At 69.5% G+C, this 24,956-nt stretch carries 26 protein-coding genes, 1 tRNA gene and 1 pseudogene; 10 read left to right on the top strand and 18 right to left on the bottom strand.

From position 1 onward, the window contains the following. The first annotated feature begins 2 nt into the window (after positions 1-2). From ACAM52_RS27470 to pcp, 7 genes and pseudogenes are all read left to right on the top strand, one after another. Positions 3-639: pseudogene (locus ACAM52_RS27470) on the top strand (LysE/ArgO family amino acid transporter). 36 nt (positions 640-675) lie between these two features. After that, the gene (locus ACAM52_RS27465) at positions 676-1,338 is read left to right on the top strand and encodes an RsmD family RNA methyltransferase (protein WP_369645105.1); all 663 of its coding nucleotides are present in this window, start codon (positions 676-678) and stop codon (positions 1,336-1,338) included. Positions 1,339-1,381: 43 nt separating this feature from the next. Further along, positions 1,382-1,885 carry a pantetheine-phosphate adenylyltransferase gene (gene coaD, locus ACAM52_RS27460; protein WP_062481439.1) on the top strand — a complete coding sequence of 168 codons (504 nt, stop codon included), beginning with the start codon at positions 1,382-1,384 and terminating at the stop codon, positions 1,883-1,885. A gap of 40 nt (positions 1,886-1,925) precedes the next feature. Further along, positions 1,926-2,573 (top strand): 5-oxoprolinase subunit PxpB, encoded by a 648-nt coding sequence (pxpB, locus tag ACAM52_RS27455; protein WP_369647790.1) that lies wholly within the window; start codon positions 1,926-1,928, stop codon positions 2,571-2,573. Then, entirely contained in the window at positions 2,570-3,568 is a 999-nt protein-coding gene (locus ACAM52_RS27450; RefSeq protein ID WP_307637516.1) for a biotin-dependent carboxyltransferase family protein, read from the top strand. The genes pxpB and ACAM52_RS27450 overlap by 4 nt, the downstream gene beginning before the upstream one ends. A 55-nt stretch (positions 3,569-3,623) precedes the next feature. Continuing rightward, complete coding sequence (gene pxpA / locus ACAM52_RS27445; RefSeq protein ID WP_070061982.1) at positions 3,624-4,364, top strand: 5-oxoprolinase subunit PxpA; 741 nt, start codon at positions 3,624-3,626, stop codon at positions 4,362-4,364. A gap of 5 nt (positions 4,365-4,369) precedes the next feature. After that, the gene (gene pcp, locus ACAM52_RS27440; protein WP_307637515.1) at positions 4,370-5,041 is read left to right on the top strand and encodes a pyroglutamyl-peptidase I; all 672 of its coding nucleotides are present in this window, start codon (positions 4,370-4,372) and stop codon (positions 5,039-5,041) included. A gap of 8 nt (positions 5,042-5,049) precedes the next feature. Here the strand turns inward: pcp and ACAM52_RS27435 are convergent, their stop codons facing one another. Then, positions 5,050-5,760, bottom strand: a complete 711-nt coding sequence (locus ACAM52_RS27435; RefSeq protein WP_174543705.1) for an alpha/beta fold hydrolase — start codon at positions 5,758-5,760, stop codon at positions 5,050-5,052. A gap of 116 nt (positions 5,761-5,876) precedes the next feature. Between ACAM52_RS27435 and ACAM52_RS27430 the strand changes: the two genes are divergently transcribed. Continuing rightward, positions 5,877-6,572: a histidine phosphatase family protein gene (locus ACAM52_RS27430; RefSeq protein ID WP_139706433.1), complete on the top strand. Its 696-nt coding sequence runs from the start codon at positions 5,877-5,879 to the stop codon at positions 6,570-6,572. 9 nt (positions 6,573-6,581) lie between these two features. Here ACAM52_RS27430 and ACAM52_RS27425 read toward each other — a convergent pair whose 3' ends face one another. The 3 genes from ACAM52_RS27425 to ACAM52_RS27415 all read right to left on the bottom strand — a co-directional run bounded on the left by ACAM52_RS27425 (position 6,582) and on the right by ACAM52_RS27415 (position 10,095). After that, on the bottom strand, positions 6,582-8,174 hold the full coding sequence (locus ACAM52_RS27425; RefSeq protein ID WP_369645104.1) for an amidohydrolase family protein: 1,593 nt from the start codon (positions 8,172-8,174) through the stop codon (positions 6,582-6,584). Between the two features lie 117 nt (positions 8,175-8,291). Beyond that, positions 8,292-9,653, bottom strand: a complete 1,362-nt coding sequence (locus ACAM52_RS27420; RefSeq protein WP_369645103.1) for a tetratricopeptide repeat protein — start codon at positions 9,651-9,653, stop codon at positions 8,292-8,294. 43 nt (positions 9,654-9,696) lie between these two features. Continuing rightward, positions 9,697-10,095 carry a 4-oxalocrotonate tautomerase family protein gene (locus ACAM52_RS27415; RefSeq protein WP_095949164.1) on the bottom strand — a complete coding sequence of 133 codons (399 nt, stop codon included), beginning with the start codon at positions 10,093-10,095 and terminating at the stop codon, positions 9,697-9,699. 124 nt (positions 10,096-10,219) lie between these two features. On the opposite strand from ACAM52_RS27415, the gene ACAM52_RS27410 reads away from it, so the two are divergent. Further along, complete coding sequence (locus ACAM52_RS27410) at positions 10,220-11,083, top strand: LysR family transcriptional regulator (RefSeq protein ID WP_369645102.1); 864 nt, start codon at positions 10,220-10,222, stop codon at positions 11,081-11,083. Positions 11,084-11,092: 9 nt separating this feature from the next. On the opposite strand, the gene ACAM52_RS27405 is transcribed toward ACAM52_RS27410, so the two are convergent. The 6 genes from ACAM52_RS27405 to ACAM52_RS27380 all read right to left on the bottom strand — a co-directional run bounded on the left by ACAM52_RS27405 (position 11,093) and on the right by ACAM52_RS27380 (position 17,915). Continuing rightward, positions 11,093-12,502 carry an amidase gene (locus tag ACAM52_RS27405; protein ID WP_369645101.1) on the bottom strand — a complete coding sequence of 470 codons (1,410 nt, stop codon included), beginning with the start codon at positions 12,500-12,502 and terminating at the stop codon, positions 11,093-11,095. 8 nt (positions 12,503-12,510) lie between these two features. After that, positions 12,511-13,998 carry an ABC transporter substrate-binding protein gene (locus ACAM52_RS27400; RefSeq protein WP_354342274.1) on the bottom strand — a complete coding sequence of 496 codons (1,488 nt, stop codon included), beginning with the start codon at positions 13,996-13,998 and terminating at the stop codon, positions 12,511-12,513. 275 nt (positions 13,999-14,273) lie between these two features. Next, a complete protein-coding gene (locus ACAM52_RS27395) occupies positions 14,274-15,095 on the bottom strand; it encodes an ABC transporter ATP-binding protein (protein ID WP_062481345.1) in 822 nt (273 codons plus the stop codon). Beyond that, on the bottom strand, positions 15,092-16,081 hold the full coding sequence (locus ACAM52_RS27390) for an ABC transporter ATP-binding protein (RefSeq protein WP_369645100.1): 990 nt from the start codon (positions 16,079-16,081) through the stop codon (positions 15,092-15,094). Before ACAM52_RS27390 ends, ACAM52_RS27395 begins: the two co-directional genes overlap by 4 nt. 11 nt (positions 16,082-16,092) lie before the next feature. Beyond that, complete coding sequence (locus ACAM52_RS27385; RefSeq protein WP_062481348.1) at positions 16,093-16,968, bottom strand: ABC transporter permease; 876 nt, start codon at positions 16,966-16,968, stop codon at positions 16,093-16,095. Beyond that, complete coding sequence (locus ACAM52_RS27380) at positions 16,965-17,915, bottom strand: ABC transporter permease (RefSeq protein WP_095746670.1); 951 nt, start codon at positions 17,913-17,915, stop codon at positions 16,965-16,967. Before ACAM52_RS27380 ends, ACAM52_RS27385 begins: the two co-directional genes overlap by 4 nt. A 145-nt stretch (positions 17,916-18,060) precedes the next feature. Here ACAM52_RS27380 and ACAM52_RS27375 point away from each other — a divergent pair, with 145 nt between their 5' ends. Then, entirely contained in the window at positions 18,061-18,366 is a 306-nt protein-coding gene (locus ACAM52_RS27375; RefSeq protein ID WP_369645099.1) for a YfhL family 4Fe-4S dicluster ferredoxin, read from the top strand. On the opposite strand, the gene ACAM52_RS27370 is transcribed toward ACAM52_RS27375, so the two are convergent. From ACAM52_RS27370 to ACAM52_RS27335, 8 genes are all read right to left on the bottom strand, one after another. After that, the gene (locus tag ACAM52_RS27370; protein ID WP_369645098.1) at positions 18,349-18,768 is read right to left on the bottom strand and encodes a hypothetical protein; all 420 of its coding nucleotides are present in this window, start codon (positions 18,766-18,768) and stop codon (positions 18,349-18,351) included. The genes ACAM52_RS27375 and ACAM52_RS27370 overlap by 18 nt on opposite strands. 143 nt (positions 18,769-18,911) lie before the next feature. Next, positions 18,912-19,547 (bottom strand): aminoacyl-tRNA hydrolase, encoded by a 636-nt coding sequence (pth, locus tag ACAM52_RS27365; protein ID WP_095949172.1) that lies wholly within the window; start codon positions 19,545-19,547, stop codon positions 18,912-18,914. An 80-nt stretch (positions 19,548-19,627) separates the two neighbouring features. Beyond that, on the bottom strand, positions 19,628-20,284 hold the full coding sequence (locus ACAM52_RS27360) for a 50S ribosomal protein L25/general stress protein Ctc (protein WP_062476274.1): 657 nt from the start codon (positions 20,282-20,284) through the stop codon (positions 19,628-19,630). Between the two features lie 86 nt (positions 20,285-20,370). Then, positions 20,371-21,345 (bottom strand): ribose-phosphate pyrophosphokinase, encoded by a 975-nt coding sequence (locus tag ACAM52_RS27355; RefSeq protein WP_062476346.1) that lies wholly within the window; start codon positions 21,343-21,345, stop codon positions 20,371-20,373. A 143-nt stretch (positions 21,346-21,488) separates the two neighbouring features. Beyond that, a tRNA-Gln gene (locus tag ACAM52_RS27350) sits at positions 21,489-21,565 on the bottom strand. Between the two features lie 71 nt (positions 21,566-21,636). Further along, entirely contained in the window at positions 21,637-22,518 is an 882-nt protein-coding gene (ispE, locus tag ACAM52_RS27345) for a 4-(cytidine 5'-diphospho)-2-C-methyl-D-erythritol kinase (RefSeq protein WP_070061996.1), read from the bottom strand. Next, a complete protein-coding gene (locus ACAM52_RS27340; RefSeq protein ID WP_369645097.1) occupies positions 22,515-23,060 on the bottom strand; it encodes a lipoprotein insertase outer membrane protein LolB in 546 nt (181 codons plus the stop codon). Before ACAM52_RS27340 ends, ispE begins: the two co-directional genes overlap by 4 nt. Continuing rightward, complete coding sequence (locus tag ACAM52_RS27335) at positions 23,061-24,917, bottom strand: tetratricopeptide repeat protein (protein WP_354342280.1); 1,857 nt, start codon at positions 24,915-24,917, stop codon at positions 23,061-23,063. Positions 24,918-24,956: the final 39 nt, after the last annotated feature.

Below are 24,956 nucleotides of genomic sequence, written 5' to 3'. Positions count from 1 at the left end.
CCATGACCGCCGTTCACGCCTCCACCGCTTTCCTCAACGGGCTCTTCATGAGCCTGGTGCTCATCGTCGCCATCGGCGCCCAGAACGCCTACGTGCTGCGCCAGGGTTTGCGCCGCGAGCACGTGAGCGCGGTGGTGCTGTTCTGCGCCGTCTGCGACGCGGTGCTGGTCGCCGCCGGCGTGGCCGGCATGGCGCAGGCGCTGAAGGGGCGGCCGATGCTGGCAACGCTGCTCGCGGGCTTCGGGCGCGGCCTTTCTCTGCGGCTACGGCCTGCGCGCGCTGTGGCGCTCGCGCCAGCCGGGCGCGTTGCAGACGGTGTCGCAGGGCGCCTCGCGCTCGCGCGCCGCGGTGGTCGCGCAGGCCGCCGGCTTCACGCTGCTGAACCCGCACGTCTACCTGGACACCGTGCTGCTCGTGGGCACGGCCGGGGCGCAGTACCCGGGCCTGCTCAAGGCCTGGTTCGTGGTCGGGTCGACGCTGGCCAGCGTGCTGTGGTTCACCGCGCTGGGCTTCGGCGCGCGGCTGCTGGCGCCGGTGTTCGCTCGGCCGCGCGCCTGGCAGATGCTCGATGCGCTCATCGGTGGCACGATGCTCGTGCTGGCCGCGCTGCTGGCCCGTCGCGCGTTCATGGGCTACTGAGTGAAGTGGGGCCAGCTGCGGCGTTAAGCTCGCCGCATGCCCCAGAAGCCCCCGAAGAAGAACGCCGCCGCGCCCGTCGCGCGCGCCCCCGCCGCCAAGCGCCCGTCGCGGCCCAGCGAGGTCCGCATCATCGGCGGCGAATGGAAGCGCACCCGCCTGGCCGTGGCCGACAAGCCCGGCCTGCGCCCCACGCCCGACCGCGTGCGCGAAACGCTGTTCAACTGGCTTGCGAGCCTGGCCGGCGTGGGCGGTGGTGCATTGCCGGGCTGGCACTGCATCGATGCCTTCGCGGGCACTGGGGCGCTGGGCCTCGAAGCCGCCTCGCGCGGCGCGGCCCACGTGCTGCTGTGCGAGCAGGACGCCGCGCTGGTCGCCCAGCTGCAGGCCGCCAAGGCCAAGCTCTCGGCCGAGGCCGTGCGCGTGGAGCGCGGCAACGGCGTCACCGCGCTCGAGCGTGCGGCGGCGGGCAGCCTGCAGGCGGTGTTTCTCGATCCGCCCTTCGACAACCTCGGGCTGTACGAGCCGGCCCTGCGCGCCGCCGCGCGCGCGCTGCACGCCGACGGCGCGATCTACCTCGAGGCGCCGCGCCGCTGGGCCACCGAGGAGCTCGCCGCGCTGGGCCTGGCCGAATTCCGCTACCTGAAGGCCGGCGCCGTGCATGCCCATCTGCTGCGCCGCGCCGTGTCCGTGCCTGCATAATCCGCCGGACAAGCCGCACCGGCAGCATGAGGAAGAAGCAACCATGGCCAGCAACGTGATCGCGGTTTATCCCGGCACTTTCGACCCCATCACCCTCGGTCACGAGGACGTGGTGCGGCGTGCAACCCAACTCTTCTCCAAGGTGATCGTCGCCGTCGCGGCGGGCCACCACAAGAAGGCGCTGTTCACGCTCTCCGAGCGCATGGACATGGCCCGCGAGGCCGTGAAGCCCTACAGCGACCAGGTGACGGTCGAGAGCTTCTCGGGCCTGCTGCGCGACTTCGTCGTCGCGCGCGGCGGCAAGGCCATGGTGCGCGGTCTGCGCGCCGTGACCGACTTCGACTACGAGTTCCAGCTCGCCGGCATGAACCGCTCGCTGATGCCCGACGTCGAGACCGTGTTCCTGACCCCGAGCGACAAGTACCAGTTCATCTCCAGCACCTTCGTGCGCGAGATCGCCATGCTCGGCGGCGAGGTCAACAAGTTCGTCTCGCCGAACGTCGAGCAGCAGCTGACCGCCAAGGTCCGCAGCCTCGGTAGGGAATGAGCCCGCTCCCAGGCTTCGCGCTGAGGTGAGCGCCACCCCCTTGCCCCGCCTGCATCCGCTGGGCGATGCGGCGCTGGTGTGCGACCTGCCCGCGCCCGCCACGCTGGCGCAGCAGCAGCGCATCTGGGCGCTGGCCGCCGAGGTGCTGGCCTGGCCCGGCGTCGGCGAGGCGCTGCCGGGCATGAACAACCTCACGCTGACCTTCGACCCGACCGCCGTGGCGTTCGAGGAACTCGCGGCGCGCGTGCTCCAGGCCTGGCCGGGGCTCGCGGCCCATGCCGCCGAAGGGCGGCGCATCGAGATTCCCGTGGCCTACGGCGGCGAGCACGGCCCCGACCTCGCCGACGTGGCGGCCCACACCGGGCTGTCGGCGGCCGAGGTGGTGCGTCGCCACAGCGGCGGCGACTACGTGGTCTACCTGCTCGGCTTCCTGCCGGGCTTCGCCTTCATGGGCGGGCTGCCGCCCGAACTCGCGACACCGCGCCGCGCCGAACCGCGCACCGCCGTGCCCGCGCGCTCGGTCGGCATCGGCGGCGAGCAGACCGGCATCTATCCGTTGGTGTCGCCGGGCGGCTGGCAGCTCATCGGGCGCACGCCGCTCGAGCTGTTCGATCCTTCGGCCGAGTCGCCCACCTTGCTGCGTCCGGGCGACCGCGTGCGCTTCGTCGTCGAAAGCCTGCAGACATGATCCTCGTGCGCAAACCCGGCGTGCATGCCTCGGTGCAGGACCTCGGGCGGCCCGGCCTGCGCCAGCTCGGCATCTGCCCGGGCGGTGCGCTCGACATGCTCGCGCTCACGCTGGCGAACCGGCTGGCCGGCAACGCCGACGCGGCGGCGGGCATCGAATTCACCATGGGCGGCTGCGAGCTGCAGTTCGAAGTCGACACCCGCATCGCGCTCACCGGCGACGACTTCGGCGCCACGCTCGACGGCGTGCCGCTGTGGCCCTGCTGGAGCGTGCCGGTGCGTGCTGGCCAGACCTTGCGCCTGGCCGGTGCCAACGCGCCCGGCACGCCGAAGGCCGGCCTGCGCAGCTGGCTCGCGGTGGCCGGCGGCATCGACGTGGCACCCGTGCTCGGCTCGCGCAGCACCGACCTCAAGGCCGGCTTCGGCGGCCACGAGGGCCGCGCGCTGCGCAAGGGCGACCGGCTCGCGCTGGGCGCTTCGCGCCTCGGTGCCGACCAGAACGCGCGCCGTTCCTTCGGCCTGCGCGCGCCCGATTGGGGCACGGCCGAGCCCGACGGCGCCTTCGCGCTGCGCGTGCTGCCCGGCCCCGAGTTCGACCTGTTCACGCCCGACGCACAGGCGCTGCTGTGGAGCGAGCGCTGGCGCATCACGCCACAGAGCAACCGCATGGGCAGCCGGCTCGCCGGCGCGGAGCTGCAGCGCAAGGCGGGCGGCGACATGCTGTCCTCGGGCGTGATTCCCGGCACGATCCAGGTGCCGCCTTCGGGTCAGCCGATCATCCTCATGGGCGACGCGCAGACCACCGGCGGCTACCCGCGCATCGGCGTGGTGATCCGCGCCGACCTCTGGAAGCTCGCGCAGGCGCCGCTGGGTGGCCGGCTGCGGCTGGTGCGCACCGACCTGTCGCACGCGCTCGCGGCCTGGGCCGCGCAGCAGCGTTACCTGGCGCAGGTGGCGCAGGGGCTCGCTGCTGCGGGCTGGCCCGGCGCGGCCTAGACTGTGGCCTGACGCAGGTGGCTCCCGCACCTGCCCCCGAGACGGAGAACACCCCATGCAGATCGACCTGAACGCCGACCTCGGCGAAGGCGCCGGCAGCGACGAAGCGCTGCTCGGCCTCGTGAGTTCCGCCAACATCGCCTGCGGCTGGCACGCGGGCGACGCCAGGACCATGCAGCAGTGCGTGCGCTGGGCCATGGCGCACGGCGTGGCGATCGGCGCGCACCCGAGCTTTCCCGACCGCGAGAACTTCGGCCGCAGCACCATGCACCTGCCGCCCGAGGAGATCGTGGCGAACGTGCTCTACCAGGTCGGCGCGCTGGCCGCGATCGTCAAGGCCGAGGGCGGCCGGCTCGCGCACGTGAAGCCGCACGGCCAGCTCTACAACCAGGCGGTGAAAGAGCCCGAACTCGCCGAGGCGCTGTGCGAGGCGGTGCGCCGCTTCGACCCTTCGCTCAAGTTCTTCGGCCTGGCCGGCAGCAACATGATCGACGCGGCCCGCCGTGCCGGCCTGCAGCCTGTGGAAGAGGTGTTCGCCGACCGCGGCTACATGCCCGACGGCAGCCTCGTGCCGCGCAGCCAGCCCGGCGCGCTCATCGAGAGCGAGGAGCAGTCGCTCGCGCAGACCCTGTCGCTGGTGCGCGACCACCGCGTGGTCGCCATCGACGGCAGCACCGTGCCAGTCAACGCCCAGAGCGTGTGCCTGCACGGCGACGGCGCACACGCGCTGGCTTTCGCGCGGCGCATCCGCGAACGGCTGCAGCAGGAAGGCATCGACGTTCGCGCGATGGCCTGAACAGGATGCCGGCGAAGCGCGCTTCTCCCAACGTCCTGCTGACGGGCTTCGAGCCCTTCGAGCAGGAGCTGCTCAATCCATCATGGGAGGCGGTGCGCACGCTCGATGGCTGGAAGTGCGGCCGCGCCACCGTGCATGCGCGCCTCGTGCCCTGCGTCTTCGGCGAGGCGCTCACCGCGCTCGACCGCGCGATGGACGAGCTCCAGCCGACGCTGGTGATCTGCATCGGCCAGGCCGGCGGCCGCGCCGAGTTCACGCCGGAGCGCATCGCCATCAACGTCGACGACGCGCGTGTGCCCGACAACCTCGGCCGCCAGCCGATCGACGTGCCCGTGGTGCCCGGCGCGCCCGTGGCCTACTTCTCGAGCCTGCCCGTGAAGGCCATCGTGCGCGAACTGCGCGCGGGCGGTGTGCCGGCCTCGGTGTCGAACAGTGCGGGCACCTTCGTGTGCAACCACCTCTTCTACGGTCTGATGCACCGCATCGCGACGCACGCGGCGGCGAAGGGCGTGCGCGGCGGCTTCATCCACATTCCCTACCTGCCCGCGCAGGCGGCGCGTTTTCCGGGCGCGCCGAGCATGGCGCTCGAGACGCTGGTCGATGCCTTGCGCATCACCGTGAAGACCGCGCTGGCCGTGAAGCAGGACGTCACGGAAACCGGCGGCCAGCTGCACTGACCGGGCTCTCAAGCGCTGGGGAAGTGCTTGCCCAGCCAGGCGTTGAGCGCCGTGTTGACGAACGCAGGCTTCTCCATCGTCAGCATGTGGCCGCACTGCGGCACCCACACCACCTCGGCGCGCGGCAGCAGCGCCGCCATCTCGCGGGTGCATTCGGGTGGTGCGAGGCGGTCGTCGTCGCCGCACATCAGCAGCACCGGCGCGCGCAGCAGGGCCAGGTGCGTGCGCGCGTCGGGGCGGCGCATCACGGCGTGGTTCTGGCGGATGAGCTGGGCCGCGCCGGCGCCAAGCACAATGTCCAGGTAGCGCTGCACCAGCGCCGGGTTGGCGGCCTGCGCGGGATGGAAGGCGAAGGCGACGTTGGGCTCGATGATCTCGCGCACCTCGCCGCGCTCGAACCATTCGATGGCGCCTTCGCGCAGCGCGAACATGTCGGGCGTCTCGGGTCGCGCGCTGGTGCCCAGCAGCATCAACCCGGCGATGCGCTCGGGCGCCTGGCGTGCCGCTTCCATCGCGACCATGCCACCCATCGAGGCGCCGCACAGCACCAGCGGGCCGTCGTGCTCGCGCAGCACGGCGCTGGCCATGCCCTCGATGGTGTCGTGGCGCGTCTGGACGTCGCTCACGCGGGCGCCGAAGGCGGCGGGAAGTGCGGGCAACTGGGCCTCCCAGAGGCGTTCGTCGCAGGCAAGGCCGGGCAGCAGGACAAGATGGGGCATGGGCCGATTTTGCGCGATCGGACGCGCCCGGCGCACGGCCCGTACGCGGTGGCGACCATGCAACAGCGGGTTGGCACGAAGCCGCCGTGTCATGCACTCGGGGGACAATGCATGCAATGTCCACCACCACCCCCGACTCCGCCCCCACCGACCTCATCCTGATCCGCCACGGCGAAACCGCCTGGAACCGCGAACTGCGCTTCCAGGGCCACGCGGACGTCCCGCTCAACGACATCGGCCACGAGCAGGCGCGCCGCCTCGGCCTGCGGCTGGCGGGCGAGACGGCACGGCACCTCATCAGCAGCGACCTCATGCGCGCCCAGCAGACCGCGGCGCCCGCGGCGCAGCAGCTCGCGCTGCCGGTCGTCACCTCGGTGGCGCTGCGCGAGCAGCACTTCGGCGTGGTCGAGGGCATGCGGGCCGACGAGATCCAGAGCCAGCATCCGCGCGCCTGGGAAGAGTGGCTGGAGTTCCGCGAAGACCACGCCATGCCGCAGGGCGAGAGCGCGCGCGAGTTCCATGCGCGCGTGATCGGCGCGCTCGGCGCTGTCGCCGCAGCGCACCGCGGCCAGCGCCTGATCGTCGTCACCCACGGCGGCGTGCTCGACATGGTGTGGCGCACCGCGCGTGGCCTGAGCCTCAGTGGCCCGCGCCAGAGCGAGATCCCGAACGCGGGCTTCAACCGCATCCGCATCGCCGACCCGGCCGCGCCGGACGCCATCGAGATCGTCGAGTGGGCCGACACGCGCCACCTCGCCGACCTGCCGCCGCAGCCGACCTACGACCAGCGGCGGCACCTGAAGAAGGACTGATCTTCCAGTTCAGGCCGGGCAACTGCCCGGCTTCGGCGTGCGCAGCAGCGGCACGCCGGCGCCCACGCCCGTGGGCTGGCCGCCGTCCACCGCGAGGCGGCCGTTCACCAGCACCGTGACCACGCCCTCGGACAACAGCGTCGGCTGCGTGTAGGTGGCCTTGGCCGCAAAGCGCTTCGGATCGAACACCACCACGTCGGCGTGGTAGCCGGGGCGCAGGTGGCCGCGCTGCACGAGGCCCAGCGTGTCGGCCGTGTACGCGCTGCTGCTGCGGATGAATTGCGCCAGCGAGATCGCGCGCTCCTTCACCACGTACTGGTCGTACTTGCGCGCGAAGGTGCCGTAGGCGCGCGGATGGCCCAGCGACGAATCGGACGAGGTCATGACCCACGGTCGCTTCATGAAGGCGCGCACGTCGTCGTCGCTCATGTTGAACGAGGCGATCATCAGGTCGCCGTCGCGCAGCACGGCGATGGCGGCGTCGACCGGGTCGGCGTTCGAGGCCTTGGCCACGTCGGCCAGCGTCTTGCCCACGTACTTCGTGCTGCCGGCCGAGAACAGGATGGCCTCGGGCCCGCCGCGCAGGCGCAGGTTCTCGCGCATGTCCTTGCGCAGGCGCTCCTGCTGCGCCGCGTCGTCGAAGCGCAGCAGCGTGGCCGTGCGACCGCCTTCGTTGGCCCAGGGCGGCAGCAGCGCGGCCGAGAAGCGCGTGCTCGACGCGGTCCAGGGGTAGTGGTCGGCCGTGATGTCCAGGCCCGCGGCGCGCTCCTTCTCGATGCGCCGGATGATGTCGCCGCTCTGGCCCTGCACGGCCACGCCCAGCGCCTTGATGTGCGCCACGTGCACCGGCAGCTTCGCCTCGTGGCCGATGCGGATCACCTCGTCGATCGAGCCCTTGAGGCCGACGTTGTACATCGACTCGTCGCGGATGTGGCTGTCGTACAGGCCGCCGTGTGCGGCCGCCACCTTCGCGAGTTCGATGACCTCCTCGGTCTTCGAGAAATTCTGCGGCGGGTAGAACAGGCCCGTCGACAGCCCGAGCGCACCGTCGCACATCGCGCGGCTCAGGTGCTGCTTCATGGTGTCCATCTGCGCGGGCGTGGGGGCGCGGTTGGCCTCGCCGAGCTGGCTGATGCGCAGCGGCCCGAAGCCCGCGTACATCGCGACGTTGGTGCCGACCGGCACGGCGCGCAGTTTCTGCGTCTGCGCCGCGATGTCGTAGCCGCCGAAGCCGTCGTTGCCGATCACCGCCGTGGTCACGCCCTGCGTGAGGAAGGGAATGTTCAGGCGCTTGCGCGCGTCGCTCGAGAGCAGGTCGGCGTCGGCGTGCGTGTGGGCGTCGATGAAGCCGGGCGCCACCACGAGGCCGGTGGCGTCGATGGTGCGGCGCGCACTGAACTGCGCCGGCATGGCGCGGCCCGCGAACACGATGCGGTCGCCCGCGATGCCGACGTCGCCGACCACGGGCGTGTCGCTGTCGCCCGTGTAGATCGTGCCGCCGCGCAGCAGCAGGTCGAGCGCGACGGGGGCTTCAGCGGCGGTGGCGTGGAAGGGCGAGGCGAGGGCCGCGAGAACGGCCAGCGTGACGAGGGAGCGCTGCATGGGCGAACGGGAGGAGAGCGGGAGGAGCGGCCAGTTTAGGAGTCGCTCCCGCGCAGCCGTTAATTCCTTTTGCGGCACGCCCCATGACCGGAAGGCATGGGTGGCGCCATGTGCCGCTCAGCGCGCCGTGAGCTGCCCGAGTCCCAGTTGCGCGTAGACCGCGTTGGTCTGCCGCCGCAGCCGCAGCGATTCGGGCTGGCCGTTGAGCTGCTGCTGCAGCAGGCCTTGCGCGCCCGCGAGCGCGGACTCGGTGCCGGTGCGCACCAGCGCGTCGAGGTACAGCTGCTCGAACAGGTCGCGCTGCGCATGGCTGCCGCCGATCTCGATCATGCGCGGCAGCGCGACGCCCAGGCCCTCGACCGCGCCAGCCACATCGCCGCGCGCATGGGCCACGAGGCCGCGCGCGGCCGGCACGCACACGCGCTGCCACGCGGCGCGCGTGGACACCGGCGCCACGGGCGCGAAGGCCTCGATGTTGTGCAGCAGCACCTGCGCCTCGGGCCGGCCGGCGCGCGCCAGGCCGTAGAGGTACTGCAGGTCGAGAAAGGGCAGCACATGGTCTGCCTGGCGCTGCCGCAGGTGGTCGGCCACGTCGTCCCAGCGCGCACCGACATCGATGCCCGCCAGCTCGAGCCGCGCGAGCAGCGACACGGCGCCGATCTGGTCCTGCGAGTAGTCCTTCACCACGCCCCAGGCGTGCTCGTCGTACACCGCGAGCGCCTCGGCGTCGCGGCCCAGGTCGATGAGGAACAGCGCCACGTGCCACCAATTGTGCGTGACCATGAAGGAGTTGAGCCCGGTCCAGGTGTCGCTCACGCCCTGCATGAACGCCAGCCCCTCGGCCAGCCGGCCTTCGGTGAGCATCACGTGCGCCAGCGCATGGTGGGCCCAGGGCTCCTTGCGGCACAGGCCGATCGCGTGGCGCGCGCTGGCCTCGGCCTCGCGCAGCAGGTGGCATTGCTCGTAGCCGAAGGCCGCCATGCCGTGCACGTAGGGCACCTCGGCCGCGGCCGGCAGCGCCGCGAGCGCGAGCCGCAGCATGCCGGGGCAGTCGCCGGTGTTGAAGCAGTGGTACTGGCCCAGCTTCACCGACACCAGGTCGCGCGGATGCTCGCGCGCCTGCTCGGCATGCAGAGCGATGGCGCGCCCGATGTCGCCGTCGGCCCAGGCCTGGACCGCGGCGATGTAGCGCTGCTCGCGCGGCGTGGCGCGGGCGGCACCGGCGCGGGCCTTGTCGAGGAAGGGCTGCGCGTTGGCCGCGGCCTCGCGCGATTCGGCGAACAGGTGCAGCGTCGCGCAGTAGGCCTGCACGATGGGGCTGGCATCGCGTTCGGCCAGCGCCAGCAGGTTCACGGCGCGCGCCTCGGTCGAGAGAAAGCCCATGACGAAGTCGTCGACCAAGGCTAGGCTGGCGGCGTCGTCGAGCGTGAGCGGATTGCCGAGGCTGTCGGCGGTGTGCGGGGTTCCGTGGGAGGGCATGGCGGCATGGTGCCACGCCCCCGGCGTCTTTCAAGAAGTCTTCTCAGACACCCGCTTGCTGGTGCCGGTACTCCTGCGTCTGGCCGCCGTAGCCGTAGGCCGCGGCGCGGGCGTCGATCACGTGGACGTACGAGACCTCGTGCAGGTCGGGCCGCAGCCGGGCCATGGCCGCGTGCACCTCGCGCAGGTAGCGCGCCTTCTCGGCCTTGGTGTTGGTCTCGTCGGTCACGCTGATGTCCAGGTGGAAGGCCGACTTGCCGAGCTCGGCCAGCGACTTGCCGCCGATGAACCAGCTGTCGGCGGCGATGTACTGCACCGTGACGGCGATGACCGGCAGTGCCTTGCCCAGCACGCTCTGCGTGAGTTCGGCGACCGTGTCGACGGTCTTGCGGGTGAGGGCGGCGTCAGGCTGGCCGGAGAGGTGGACGACGATGTGGGGCATGGTGGACTCCTTTTGCGTTGAAGAACGGGTGGTCGATGGGGCGATTGTGGGATTCCTCTCGTCATCGGAAAAGCGGGAAGATATGATGGAACCCATCGGATCAGCGAATGGATAGGCAGGCACCATGCAAGGCTTCGACCTCGAACAGTTGCGCACGCTGGTGGCGGTGGCCGACGCCGGCAGCCTCACGGCCGCGGCGCCGCGCGTGTACCTGTCGCAGTCCTCGGTGAGCGAGCAGATCCGCAAGCTCGAGGAGCGCGCCGGCCAGTCGCTGCTGACCCGCAGCAAGGCCGGCGTGGCGCCCACCGAGGCGGGCCTGCGATTGCTGGGGCACGCGCGGCGCATCCTCGCGCTGAGCGACGAGGCCTTTCGCGACCTGCGCGGCGAAACCCTGCAGGGCGAGCTGCGGCTGGCCGTGACCGACTACTTCCGCCCCGGCGACCTCACCCGCCTGCTGGGCCGGCTCGGCGAGCGCTATCCGCAGGTGCGGCTGCACGTGACCATCCTGAAAAGCGACGCGCTGCGCACCGCCTACGCGCACGGCGATTTCGACGTGGGCTTGGCCATGAACATCGCGGGGGCCAATGCGGCAGCGGCCGGCAGCAGTGCCGTGCTGCGGCGCGAATCGCTGGCGTGGCTCGGTGCGACCGGCCTGCGCCTCGTGCGCGGCGAGCCGGTGCGGCTGCTGGCGCTGCCCGACACCTGCTCGCTGCACCAGTTCACCGTGTCCCTGCTGCGCCGCCGCCGCGTGCCCTATGTGCTGGCGCACGTCGCATCGGGGGTGGCGGGCCTGCAGTCGGCCCTGGCCGCGGGCCTGGGCGTGGCCTGCCTCAATGAATCAGCGATCGGGGAGGGCATCGCGCGGCTCGCGCCGCCCCACGGGCTGCCGGCGCTGCCGCGCGTGGCGTTCCAATGGCTGCCCGCGCGGCGGGGCGAGACCGCGTTCGTGACGCGGGCGCGGGAGATGCTGTCGTTGCAGCTGGCCTGAAGGCCGTGCTCAGAGTTGCGGCCAGGGCCGTTGTACTTCCCGGATCTGCTCGAACGCACGCGCCACGCGCAGCACACCGAGGTCGTCGAAGCGCTGTCCCGCAATCTGCAGCCCGATCGGCAAACCGCCGGCCGAATACCCGCAGTTCACCGACGCCGCCGGCTGCTCCGACATGTTGAACGGCACGGTGAAGCCGATGTGCTCCAGCGGCCGCAGCGGGTCGTTGGTGGGCGAGGGCGCCTCGGCCGCCGCCGGCATGTTGGGCGACACCGGCGAGATCACGTAGTCGAAGCGGGCGCAGGCGTTCACCGTGGTGACGCGCGTCGCGTGGAACTGGCTGAAGCTGCGGAACACATGCTCGCCGCTGAACTCGGCGGCGCTCTCGGCCCATTCGCGGATGTAGGGCAGCACCTTGGCGCGCTGGTCGGGGCGCAGGGCCTTCAGGTCCACGAGCGAGCGCATGCGCCACAGGTGGTCCATGCCGTCGAGCAGGGCCTGAGACATGAAGGGCTGCATCGGCTCGACCGTGGCGCCGGCCTTCTCGAACAGGCGCGCAGCCAGCTCGACCGCGGCCTGGATCTCGGGTTCAACCGCGAGGCCGCAGCCGGCGTCCAGCAGCAGCCCGATGCGCAGGCCGCGCAGGTGGTCGGGCGCGACGTCGAACGCGGCCCAGTCGATGTCCTGCGCGGGCAGGCTCATGCTGTCGCGCGCGTCGGGCCGGGCCAGCGCCTGCATCATGAGCGCGGCGTCGCCGACGGTGCGCGTCATGGGGCCGGCGGCGCGGCCCATGTAGGGCGGGTCGATCGGGATGCGCCCCAGGCTGGGCTTGAGCGTGAAGATGCCGCACCAGCTGGCGGGCAGCCGCAGCGAGCCGCCGATGTCGGTGCCCAGGTGCAGCGGACCGTAGCCCGCCGCCGCGGCGGCACCGGCGCCGGCGCTGGAACCGCCCGGCGTGCGGCTCAGGTCCCAGGGGTTGCGCGCCAGCGTGTGAAAGCTCGACAGCCCCGACGACAGCATGCCGTAGTCGGGCATGGTGGTCTTGCTGACGATGACCGCGCCGGCCTCCTTCAGGCGCGCGGCCGGCGGGGCGTCGGCGGCGGCGGGCATGAGGTCGACGGCGGCGGTGCCCGCGGGCAGCGGGTCACCGCGCGTGGCGATGTTTTCCTTGATCGTGGTCGGCACACCATCGAGCGGGCCGCGCGCGTCGCCGCGCTGCCAGCGCTGCTCCGAGGCGCGCGCCTGCTCCAGCGCGGCCTCGGGCCGGAACAGCCACGTGGCCTGCAGCCGAGGCTCGCAGTGCTCGATGCGCGCGATGACGGCGCGCGTCACCTCGACCGGCGACAGGCGCTTCTCGCGGTAGGCCGCAGAGAGCTCCTGCGCCGACAGGTCGCTCAGCGAAGGCAGGGAAGGGTCAGGCACTGCGGGGCTCATCCCCACGACAGGGCCGACAGGTCGTTCACGAAGATCGGGTTCTCTTTCCAGAGGCCCTTGACGTTCTTCTTGGCCACGGTGGGGAACTGCGGCTGGTAGAGGAAGCCGTTGGCCGCGTCGGTGGCCAGCAGCTTCTGCGCCTCGCCCAGCAGCTTGTTGCGCTCGGCCGCGTTGCCGGTGGACTTGATCTTGTCGAACAGCGTGTCGAAGGCCTTCGACTGGTAGCCCCAGTAGTAGTCGGGCTTGGCGTAGTTGCCCAGGTCGAAGGGCTCGACGTGCGAAATGATCGACAGGTCGTAGTCCTTGTTGGTGTAGGTGCCGCTGAGCCACTGCGCCCACTCGACGTTCTGGATCTTCACGGTGATGCCGATCTTGGCGAGCTGCGCCACGATGACCTCACCGCCCTGGCGCGCGTACGGCGGCGGGGGTAGGGTCATGCGCAGTTCGAGCGGGGTCTTCACGCCGGCCTCGGCGAGCAGCTTCTTGGCCTTCTCGATGTCGAAGGGGTTGATGCCTGTGGTGTCGATGTAGCCCGCGGCGCCCGGCACGTAGTGGCTGCCGATCGGCACGCCCAGGCCGTCGGCCGCGCCCTCGATGAAGGCCTTGCGGTCGATGGCCGCGAGGATCGCGCGGCGCACGCGCACGTCGTCGAGCGGCTTCTTCTTGTTGTTGATCGAGAGGATGGTCTTGGCGCGCGAACCGGCCAGGATGGTCTGGAACTGCGGGTTGTTGCGGAACTGCGGCACGGCGCGCGTCCCGATGCGCGTGAACACGTCCACGTCGCCCGAGAGCACGGCGGCGGCCTGCGCGGCGGTGTCCGAGATGAAGCGGAAGGTGACCTTGTTGATCTTCGCGACGGCGGGCGCACGGAAGCCTTCCCACTTGCTCAGTGTGATCGACGAGCCCTTGGCCCAGTTGTCCAGCTTGTAGGGGCCGGTGCCGATCGGCTTGGTGGCGTTGCCCTCGGCGCTCTTGGGCTCGACGATGGCGGCCGTAGCCTGGCCCAGCACGAAGGGCAGGTCGGGGTCGATCTCCTTGTTGATGACCACGACCGTGTGCTCGTCGACCACCTGGGTGGCGAGGTTGGCGAAGGTGCGCTTGTCCTTGTTGGTGCTCTTCTCGCCGCCGGCGCGGTCGAAGGCGAACTTGACGGTGGACGCGTTGAAGGGCTCGCCGTTCTGGAACTTGACGCCCTTGCGCAGCTTGAAGGTGTAGGTTTTCAGGTCGGGCGAGATTTCCCAGCTCTCGGCCAGCAGCGGCGTGACACTGCCGTCGACGTTGATCTTGGTCAGCGTTTCCAGGATGTTGTACTGCACGACCTCGGCGATGGCGGCGGCGGCGCCGGTGGTCGGGTCCAAGCCTGGCGGCTCCAGGGCCATGCCGATCACGATGGCGTCCTTGCGGCCCTGCGCCATGCCGGCCAGCGGGGTGGCCAGGGCGACGGTGGCGCCGGCGGTGGTAAGGAGCGTGCGACGGTTCAACATACGGGGTGATCTCCGGAAAACGGTCAGTGTCGAATGACTGCTTCGGCGCGCACCGTGCCCCAGGGGGAAGCGCAGCGCCACGAAAGAAAGACACACAGCACGAAAGATGCCACGTGCAGCGGATCATTCTCTCGCAGCAGGCCCTCCGGTGCGCGCCGGCGCGGGCGGTTTTTCCTCGGGACGTTCCCGGATGGGCGAGCGATCTTGCGCGAAGCCAAGCGCTTGCGCCACCAGATGCTCATGACCGATCTGTCCGAGGCCGCGCCCCGGCGACTTCAGGCGGCGCGCAGCGTGCCGCCGGGCGGTGTGTGCAGCACCGCCGACAGCAGGGTGCGGGTGTACGGATGCTGCGCGTGATGGAACAGCTCGGCCGGCGGCCCCTGCTCCACGATCTGGCCCTTGAACACCACGCACACCTCGTCGCACAGGTGGTTGACCACGGCGAGGTCGTGGCTGATGAGCAGGTAGCTGATGCCGAACTGCTGCTGCAGGTCCTGCATGAGGTTGAGCACCTGGGCCTGCACGGACACGTCGAGTGCGCTCACGGGCTCGTCGGCCACGATGAGCTTGGGGCGCGTGATGAGCGCGCGCGCGATCGCGATGCGCTGGCGCTGGCCGCCGGAGAACTCGTGCGGGTACTTGTCGAGGTCGGTGGTGCGCAGGCCCACGGCCGCGAGCGCTTCGGCGGCGCGTTCGCGCTGCTCGGCGCGGCGCGTTTCGGCCAGCGCTTCGAGCGGCTCGGCGACGATGCGGGCGACGGTTTGGCGCGGGTCGAGCGAGCCGTACGGGTCCTGGAACACCATCTGGAAGTCGCGCCGCGCCGTGCGCAGCTCGGCCTTCGAGAGCGCGTGCAGGTTGCGGCCTTCGAGCGCGACGCTGCCCGAGGTGGGCGTGTCCAGCGCCATCACGAGGCGCGCGATGGTGGACTTGCCCGAGCCCGATTCGCCGACGATGCCCACGCTCTTGCCGGCCTGCACGCTGAAGCTCACGCCGTTGAGCGCCTTCACGGTGGGCGGCGGGCCGAAGAGCTTTTCGCGCGGCAGGGCGTAGTGCCGCACGAGGTCGGTCACCTGCAGCAGCGGGGTCGATGGATTCATGGCGCAACAGCCTGTGCGGCTGCAATTTCTTCGAGACGCATGCAGCGCACCGCGTGGTCCGGCGGCAGCACCGTGGCGGACGGCCGCGTGGTGTGGCAGGCATCGACCGTGTAGGCGCAGCGGCCCGCGAACGGGCAGCCCGGCGGCAGGTCGACCAGCTCGGGCACGCTGCCGCGGATGGTCGCCAGGCGCAGGCCGCGCGGCGCGCCGATGGCGGGGCGCGCGGCGAACAGGCCTTGCGTGTAGGGGTGGGCGCGCTTGGCGAACACGGCGTCGGTGGGGCCGCTCTCGACCACGCTGCCGCCGTACATCACGAGCATCTTCGAGACCGTCTGCGAGATCACGCCGAGGTCGTGCGAGATCAGGATGAGCGCCATGCCGCGCTCGGCCACGAGGCCCTGGATGAGCTCCAGGATCTGCTTCTGGATGGTCACGTCGAGCGCGGTGGTGGGCTCATCGGCGATCAGCAGGTCAGGTCCGCAGGCCAGCGCCATCGCGATGCCGATGCGCTGGCGCTGCCCGCCCGAGAACTGGTGCGGGTAGGCATCGAGGCGCGAGGCCGCATCGGGAATGCCGACGCGGTCGAGCAACGCGAGCACTTCCTTGCGCGCCTCGGCTTTCGACAGCCCGCGGTGCAGCCGCAGCGGCTCACCGACCTGGCGCGCGATGGTGTGCACCGGGTTCAGCGCCGTCATCGGCTCCTGGAAGATCATGCCGATGCGGTTGCCGCGGATCTGGCACATGTCCTTTTCGTCGCGCCCGACCAGTTCGGTGCCGTCGAAGCGGATGCTGCCCGTGACCTTCGCGGTCGCGGGCAGCAGGCCCATGAGCGACATCACGGTGATCGACTTGCCGCAGCCCGACTCGCCGACGATGCCCAGCGTTTCGCCGCGCTCCAGCGAGAAGGAGATGCCGCGCACGGCTTCGGCCGGGCCGCGTTGCGTCTGCAGGCCGATGTGGAGGTCGTTGACTTCGAGGAGGGGCATGGCGTGCTTGTTTACCTTGCGCGCGCCAGGCGCGGATCGAGCAGGTCGCGCAGACCGTCGCCCATCAGGTTCAGGCCGAGCACCGCCAGGGCGATGGCCATGCCGGGGAACACCGCGAGCAGTGGCTGCTGGAACATGAGGGTCTGGGCTTCGCTGAGCATGCGGCCCCATGAGGGCTGGGGCGGCTGCGTGCCGAGGCCTAGGTATGACAGCGCAGCTTCGGCCAGGATCGCGATGGCGAAGCGGATCGTGATCTGCACGATCAGCACGGCGGAGATGTTGGGCAGCACGTGCTGCATCGTGATCGCGAACGATCCCTTGCCGCAGGCGCGTGCAGCAGCCACGTACTCGCGCGACCAGATCGCGTTGGCCGAGGCGCGCGTGATGCGTGCAAACGTCGGGATGTTGTAGATGCCGATCGCGATGATGGCGTTGACGATGCCAGCGCCGAACACGGCGGTCATCATGATCGCTGAGAGGATCGCGGGGAAGGCGAGCGTGAAGTCCGACAGGCGCATCACGGCTTCTTCGACCCAGCCGCGTCTTGCTGCAGCGAGCAGGCCCAGCGCGGTGCCGACGACGAGGCCGATGCCCACGGCGATCACGCCCACGAGGATGGACGCACGCGCACCCACCAGCAGCAGCGAAGCCACGTCGCGCCCGAAGGCATCGGTGCCGAGCCAGTGCGTGGCCGAAGGGCCTTGCATCTTGTTCGCCATGTCCATCGCGTAGGGCGACCACGGCGTCCAGACCAAAGAGAGCACAGCAGCGATGAGCAGCAGCAGGCTCAGCACGCCGCCGATCGCGAAGCTGCGGTGGTGCAGGGCGCGGCGCCAGAAGCCCGGCACCTTGAGCGCGACGGCGCTGGGAACGGTGGTCGTGCTCATACGTCACTCGCCTTGATGCGCGGGTCGATGACGGCATAGAGCACGTCGACCACGAAGTTCACGATGACCACCATGGCCGCGAGCAGCATCACGCAGTTGCGCACCACGATCAGGTCGCGGTTGCTGATGGCCTGGAAGATCAGGCGGCCCAGCCCGGGCAGGTAGAACACGTTCTCCACCACGATGGTGCCGGCCAGCAGCTCGGAGAACTGCATGCCCATGACGGTGATGACGGGGATCATCGCGTTGCGCAGCACGTGGGTCCACAGCACCATGCGCTGCGACACGCCCTTGGCGCGTGCGGTGCGCACGAAGTCTTCGCGCATCACCTCGAGCACGGCCGAGCGCGTGATGCGCGCGAGGATCGCGGCCTGCACCACTGCGAGCGACAGCGCCGGCAGCAGCAGGGACTTGAGCCCCGCGAAGATGCCTTCACCCCAACCCTCGAAGCCGCCGGCGGAGAACCACTGCAGCTGCACCGAGAACACGAGGATCAGCAGGATCGCGAACCAGAAGTTAGGAATGGCGATGCCGACCTGGGCCATGCCCATGAGGCCGACGTCGCCGAGCTTGTTGTGGCGCGCGGCAGCCGTCACGCCCACGAGCAATGCGATGACGACGGTCAGGGCCATCGCCATCACGGCCAGTGGCACCGTGAGGGCGAGGCGCTCCAGGATCAGGTCGATCACGGGCGAGCTGTAGGCGTAGCTGTCACCGAGGTTGCCGGTGAGCAGGCCGCCGATCCAGTGCCAGTAGCGCGTCCACGCGGGCTGGTCCAGGCCGAGCTTGGTGGCCAGGGCGGCGACGGCGTCGGGCGAGGCGTCGGGGCCCATGAGCATCTGCGCGGCGTTGCCGGGCAGGATCTCGAGGACGAGGAAAACGATGACCGAGGCGCCGATCAGGGTGCCGATCAGCGTGGCTATGCGCTTGAATAGAAACAGACTCATGGGGCGGGCCGCAGCATAACTGACTGGTGCAACAACCGTGCCTCGACTGTGAACTTTGTGGCTCCTCGCCGGACCGCCCTGACGCCGGCGGGGGCTCCGCAAGGCCTGCGGCGGGGCGTTCGCCCGCTCCGTCGATAATCGGGGAATGGCCCTCATGATCACCGACGAATGCATCAACTGCGATGTCTGCGAGCCCGAGTGCCCGAACGATGCGATCTACATGGGCGCCGAGTTCTACGAGATCGATCCGCACAAGTGCACCGAGTGCGTCGGCCACTTCGACGAGCCGCAGTGCGTGCAGATCTGCCCGGTGGCCTGCATCCCGGTGAACCCGAACCATGTGGAGACCCGCGAGACGCTGATGCAGAAGTACGTGCGCCTCACGGAGGACAAGGCGGCAGCGCCAGCTTCGGATGCCGCCTCGCCGTCGTCGTCAGCCGGCGCCCTCTGAGCCGGGTTTCTTCTTCTTTTTTTTCTTCTTGCCTGTGTCCTTCGGCGTCTCGTCGCCGCTCGAAGGACTGTTGAAGCGCGCGCTCGTCGGGCGGGGCTCGGCCGTGTGCTTGCGCTGGCGGACCTGGGCGGCCTGTTCGGCAGGCGTGAGCGGTTGCGCGCTCGTGGCGAAGCGCCCCGCATCGAAGGTCGTGGGACTGCGCCGGCCGAGCGCCTCTCGCTCCTGCGACTCCCGGTTGCGTGCCAGCCGGCCGGCGCTGTGTTCGTTGCGGCGCGTGGCGTCTTCCGACGCCCTGCGGTCCGCATCGCTGCGCCGGTCGTCCACCTTCACGGTCCGCCCGCCTTCGCACGGCTGGTCGGAGTAGGTGTTGCCGCATCGCCAGGTCTGGGCTGAAGCGCCCATGGAGGCGGCGGACAGTGCTATTGAAAATATAGCTAAGAGCCGGGTTGATGCCGTCTTGGCTGCGGCTTCTTCCGTCTTCCTGTTCTTCGTCGTTCTTCTTCTCATTTCTTGTTTTCTCTCCCTCCCTGCACTCCCGTGGCCGGCTAGGTGGCGGCAGGCGTCGTGCCTCCGTCGCCGGGCTCCCGCCTCGGCGGCTTGGGCCGCGGCGGTTTGCTCGTGTGAATCATCAGCGTGGCTTTTTCCATCTCGCCGGCCACCAGCGCGGGGGCGGCATGCAGGGTGCGCACGATGGCGTCTTCGATGGCTTCGCGCTGCTCCTTGAGCGGCTTCTTGAGCACCCAGTTGACGACCTCCGACTTCACGCCGGGATGGCCGATGCCCAGGCGCAGGCGCCAGTAGTCGCCGGTGCCGAGCTGGGCGTGGATGTCGCGCAGGCCGTTGTGGCCCGCATGGCTGCCGCCGAACTTGAGCTTGGCCTGGCCGGGCACCACGTCGAGCTCGTCGTGCACCACGAGGATTTCGTCGGGCGCGATCTTGAAGAAGCGCGCCAGCGCGGCCACCGACTTGCCTGACAGGTTCATGAAGGTCTGCGGCTCCAGCAGCCAGATGCTTTGGCCGCCGATGTTCGCGCGTGCCGCGAGGCCGTGGTAGCCGCGCTCGGGCACGAGGTTGAGCTTCCAGTCGCGCGCGAGGGCGTCGATCCACCAGAAGCCGGCGTTGTGGCGCGTGGCTTCGTACTCAGGGCCCGGGTTTCCGAGGCCGACAAACAGCTTGATCATGGCGGGAATTATCTCGCCGCCCCCAAAGCAAAAGGCCCGCACGAGGCGGGCCTTCTGTTCGCGGACGGAAAGAAAGAGGATTACTTCTTCTTGGCCGTCTTGGCGGCGGGCTTGCCAGCGGCAGCAGCAGCGCCTTCGGCAGCAGCGCCTTCGGCGGCCGGTGCCGGCTCTTCCGAGACCAGCGGCGGCACGGCCGACACGATGACGGGGTTGGTCTTGCCGTGGCTCACGAACTTCACGCCCTTGGGCAGCTTGATGTCGTTGACGTGCAGCGTGGCGTTCTTCTTCAGGCCCGAGAGGTCGATCTCGATGAATTCAGGCAGATCGCTGGGCAGGCAGTTGATTTCCAGCTCGGTCATCACGTGGTTCACGAGGTTGTGATCCAGCTTGACGGCGTCGGACTCTTCTTCACCCTTGAAGTGAAGCGGCACCTTCATGTTCATGCGGGTCTTGGCATCGACGCGTTGGAAGTCGATGTGTTGCACCAGCTGGCGGAACGGGTGGTATTGCACGTCGCGCAGCAGCACCTTGGTGACGGCGCCGGCGAGGTCCATTTCGAGGATCGACGAGTGGAAGGCTTCCTTCTTGAGGGCGTGCCACAGCGCGTTGTGATCGATTTCGATCAGTTGCGGCTGGGTGTCACCACCGTAGACGATGCCCGGGGTCTTGCCCGTGATGCGGAGACGGCGGCTCGCACCCGTGCCCTGCTTTGCGCGCTCATAAGCGACGAATTTCATAACTAGCTCCTGTGAGAGTCCACCGCGACCAGTGCGACTCCGGTTCAAAAAGGCCTCCGAAGGAGGCCTGCTTTTTCGCTCTCAGCTCAGAACAGGTTGTCCTGGTCCGAGAACAAACTCATCACCGACTCGCCCTTGGCAATGCGCTGGATCGTTTCGGCGATCAGCGGTGCCACGGAGAGCTGGCGGATCTTTCCGCACGCGACGGCCGCGTCGGAAAGAGGGATGGTGTTGGTGACGACCACTTCGTCCAGGGCGGTGCCCTTGGAGAGGCGTTCGATGGCCGGGCCCGAGAAGATCGGGTGCGTGCAGTAGGCGTACACGCTCTTGGCGCCGCGTTCCTTCAGCACTTCGGCCGCTTTGACCAGCGTGCCGGCCGTGTCGATCATGTCGTCCATGATCACGCAGTTGCGGCCGTCGATCTCGCCGATCACGTTCATGACTTCGCTGACGTTGGCCTTCGGGCGGCGCTTGTCGATGATGGCGAGGTCGCAGTTCAGTTGCTTGGCCAGCGCACGGGCGCGCACCACGCCGCCGACGTCGGGCGAGACCACGATCAGGTCTTCGTAGTTCTTCTGGCGCAGGTCGCCCAGCAGCACGGGCGAGGCGTAGATGTTGTCGACCGGAATGTCGAAGAAGCCCTGGATCTGGTCGGCGTGCAGGTCCATGGTGAGCACGCGCTCGACGCCCACGGTTTCCAGCAGGTTGGCGACCACCTTGGCCGAGATCGGCACGCGGCTCGAACGCGGGCGGCGGTCCTGGCGGGCGTAGCCGAAATAGGGAATCACGGCACTGATCCGCTCGGCCGAGGCGCGCTTGAGCGCGTCGACCATGATCAGCAGTTCCATCAGGTTTTCGTTGGTCGGCGCGCAGGTCGACTGCACCACGAACACGTCACGGGCACGAACGTTCTGGTTGATCTCGACGGTGACTTCGCCGTCGGAGAAGCGACCGACGCGTGCGGCGCCCAGCGAGGTGCCGAGGTTGTGCGCGATTTCTGCAGCAAGGCCGGGATTGGCGTTGCCGGTGAAAACCAAAAAGTCAGGGTGATTGGCCTGCATGAGCGCGTCCGGGCAGTGCAAATGGGCTTGCGGGAAAGCCGCCAAAGGTTTCGAGTCGTGGCGGCCTGTGTGGGCCGCCGATTATTGCAGCCGGTGGACTGCAAAAGAAGCACTGCGGCCATCAGGCCGCAGTTTGAGAGATTTGGCAGGGGAGAAAGGATTCGAACCTTTGCATGCTGGAATCAAAATCCAGTGCCTTAACCAGCTTGGCGACTCCCCTACACAGGTTGATGGTTTGCACCACCCACCGATATATGTCGCATCGAACCGCAGAGCGTTCCGATTATCTCTTCAGGCTGCCCATCCCCAGAGTGGATGAACTGCCAGATTGTCGCATTGTCGAACCTGCCATCCCCGGGGGGCTTCGAGCAGTTCCGCTTCCTGCGGCAATTGCGGCATCTTTGCGAACACCGAACTTCCGGAGCCGGTCATCCGGGCCTTCAATCCTTGCAGTCCGAGCCATTCGATGGCGTCGGTGACTGCGGGGCAAAGCCGTTGGGCAACCGGCTGCAGGTCGTTGTGACCGAAGTCGTAAACCCCGTTGCCGAGGTTTGTGGCTTCTAGCTGTTCGCTATCTGCAGCAAAGCCTGAGATTATAGCAACAGGAGTTGCCCGTTCCAAATCATCCGCAGAAAAAATTAATCGGGTATCGAGTCCCTCGGGTGGCTTGGCCACCACGAAGCGTGCGGGCGGCAGGTTCACGGGGGTGATTTCCTCGCCGATGCCTTCGACCCAGGCGTTGCGCCCGCCAAGGAAGAAAGGCACATCCGCACCCAGCTTCAGCCCGATCTGCGCCAGGCGCGACAGCGGCAGGTTCAGGTTCCAGAGGCGGTTGAGTGCGAGCAGGCAGGTGGCCGCATCCGACGACCCGCCGCCCATGCCCGCCTGCGCCGGCACGTGCTTGGCGATGCCGATGTGCGCGCCCTGGCCCGGTGCGGCATGCGCCTGCAGCGCACGGGCGGCGCGCAGCACGAGGTCGTCGGCCGGCAGCGGCGTGGTGAGGTCCTCGCGGCTGAGTTGGCCATCGTTGCGCAGCTCGACGTGGAGCGTGTCGCACCAGTCGATCAGCATGAAGACCGACTGCAGCAGGTGGTAGCCGTCGTCGCGCCGCCCGGTGATGTGCAGGAACAGGTTCAGCTTGGCCGGCGCGGGAAGGTCGTAGATCGCCTTCATGAGCGTTCGAACACGATGCGCAGGTCTGCCCGGGGCGCTGGGGATTCGCGGGTGGCCTGCAGCTTGCCGTTCGACAGCTGGCCCAGGTCGGCGCGCCAGCCGGGGACCGGGTCGGCGCGGCCATCGAGCCAGCCGAACAGGGCGCCCACCGGAATGGCGGCGCCGGTGGCGGCTTCGATAAGCGCGTCGACGGAGTCATAGCGGCGGGTCTCGCTACCGTTCTTCAGCAGGGCTTCACCCGGTGCCCAGTGCAGCTGCGCGAGCGTGCTGCCGATGGGCGTGGTCAGTGTCAGGTCGCCGGTTTCGGCCGAGCCGCGCAGCTCGAACAGGGCGGCAAAGGTCTGGACCGGTTCGCTGTCGATGCGCAGCGACATGCGGCCGCTCCAGCTGGCCGATCGCCCGGGCGCGGCAGCCGGGCCGCCCGAGAGCTGGGCGCAGCCCGCGAGCCACAGCAGCAGTGCGCCACCGCCCGCGCCAAGCGCCGCGCGGCGGGTGAAGGACTCATCGCCCCGCGCGGGAGCCGTGTGGGTGATCGATGCCATTCAGGGTTTGACGCGCAGGCGCTTGAGGGTTTCCTGCAGCGTCTCGTTTTCGGCGTCCGTCAGCAGCGATTCTTTCCAGATCGCGACCGCGCGGTCCTTCTGGCCGACCGACCACAGGACTTCGCCGAAATGCGCGCCGATCTCGGGGTCGGGCCGCGTCTTGTAGGCTGCCTCGAGGATGCGGATCGCCTCCGCCGTGTTGCCGAGCCGGAACTCGACCCAGCCCAGGCTGTCGGCGATGAACGGGTCTTCGGGCGCGAGCTGCACCGCCTTCTGGATGAGCGTGCGCGCCTCGTCGAGCCGGATCTTGCGATCGGCAAAGGAGTAGCCCAGCGCGTTGTAGGCGTTCTGGCTCTCGGGCTTGAGCGTCATCAGGCGGCGCAGCAGCCGTTCCATGTCGTCCAGGCGGTTGAGCTTCTCGGCCATCATGGCCTGGTCGTAGACGAGGTCGCCGTCGTCCGGCGCGGCGGCCGAGGCCTGGGCCAGCAGGTCGTAGGCGGCCTGGTATTGCTTGGCTTCGCGCAGCAGCTGGGTTTCGGCCAGCAGTTTCTGCTTGCGCTCCTCCGCCGTGCGCTCGGGCAGCGCGCGTAGCAGCTCGCGGGCCTGGGGCAGCTTGCCCTGCTTGGCGAGCAGGCTGGCGCGGCGGCCCTGGATGGCGCTCTGGTTGTCAGTGCTGTCGATGCGCGTGATCCAGCGGTCGGCCGCCTGGAAATCCTTGCGCCGCTCGGCCAGCTGCGAGAGCACGAGATACGCCTGCGTCAGCCCGCGCTTGCGGTCCGCGACGTCACCGGCGTCCTGGCTCTGGCCCGGCGCCGTCATCAGGTCGACGTAGCGCTTGAGCGAGGTTTCGGCCGCCGCTTCCTGTCGGGCCTGCATCTGCAGGCTGCCGAGCAGCAGCCAGGGCTCCGCCAGCTCGGGGCGCGCGGCGGTCAGGGTCTGCAGCTGCGTGCTGGCGTCGCTGAAGCGGCGGTTCTCGACAAGCGTGCGTGCGTACGCGATGCGCAGGTCGGGCGAGGCCTTAGGGTTGTTCGCGAGGTAACGCGTGACGATCGGCTCGGCCAGCGGCTGGCCCGGGTCGATGAGCTCGAGCGCCAGCGCCGAGGGCGCCTCGGACGACGGGTCGATGGCCTGCCCCTTGCGCGCGGCGTCCAGCGCCCCCGAGGGGTCGCCGGCGTTCAGGCGCAGCCGGCCTACGGTGGCCCAGGCCAGTCCGCCGGTCGTGGGGCTCTTGAGTTCATCGACCAGCGCCTGTTCGACCACCGAGGCGGCCAGCTTCTTGTCGGCGGCGCGGCCGTAGGTGCGTGCGATCACCGCCATCAGCAGGGGGCGTTCGATCTGCGAGGTGGCGGCCACTTCGGCGCGCAGCGGTTCGACGGTTTCGCTGATGCGGTTCAGCGCGATCAGGATCTGCAGCTCGATGCGCCGGGCATCGCGCGAATTGGGCAGTGCTTCCTGCCAGGCGCGTGCCGCGGAAATGGCGGCGTCGCCGGAGCGCGACTGCAGCGCAATTTCGACCGCGCGCTGGAACAGCTTGCCATCGCGCAGGCGCCGGGCGGCGTCGAGCACCAGCGAATAGCCGGAGCCGGGGTCGCCGGAGCGGGCGGTGATCTCGCCCATGAGGATTTCGTAGAACAGGTCGGCCGTCAGCGCCGACGGCTGCGCGGCTTCGGCGGCCGGCTTGGCGGCGGCAGGGGTCGTCCGGGGGCGCACCGGCGGCTTCGGCGGTGCCGTGCGCTCGATGGCGGGAGGCGGGTTGCCGGCGGCGGTGGGTTCGAGAGATTGTGCGTGCGTTGTGTAGGCAAGCAGCACGAGAGACGCGGCCGCCGCAAGGCGGTGACGGCGGGGCGATGGGTTCATCTGACCATAATAATCCAGCCATTTGAACGAGCGCCGCAT

The sequence above is a fragment of the Variovorax sp. V118 genome (genome assembly GCF_041154445.1).
Taxonomy (GTDB): Bacteria; Pseudomonadota; Gammaproteobacteria; order Burkholderiales; family Burkholderiaceae_C; genus Variovorax; species Variovorax boronicumulans.
This window is presented reverse-complemented; position numbering and strand designations above follow the sequence as displayed.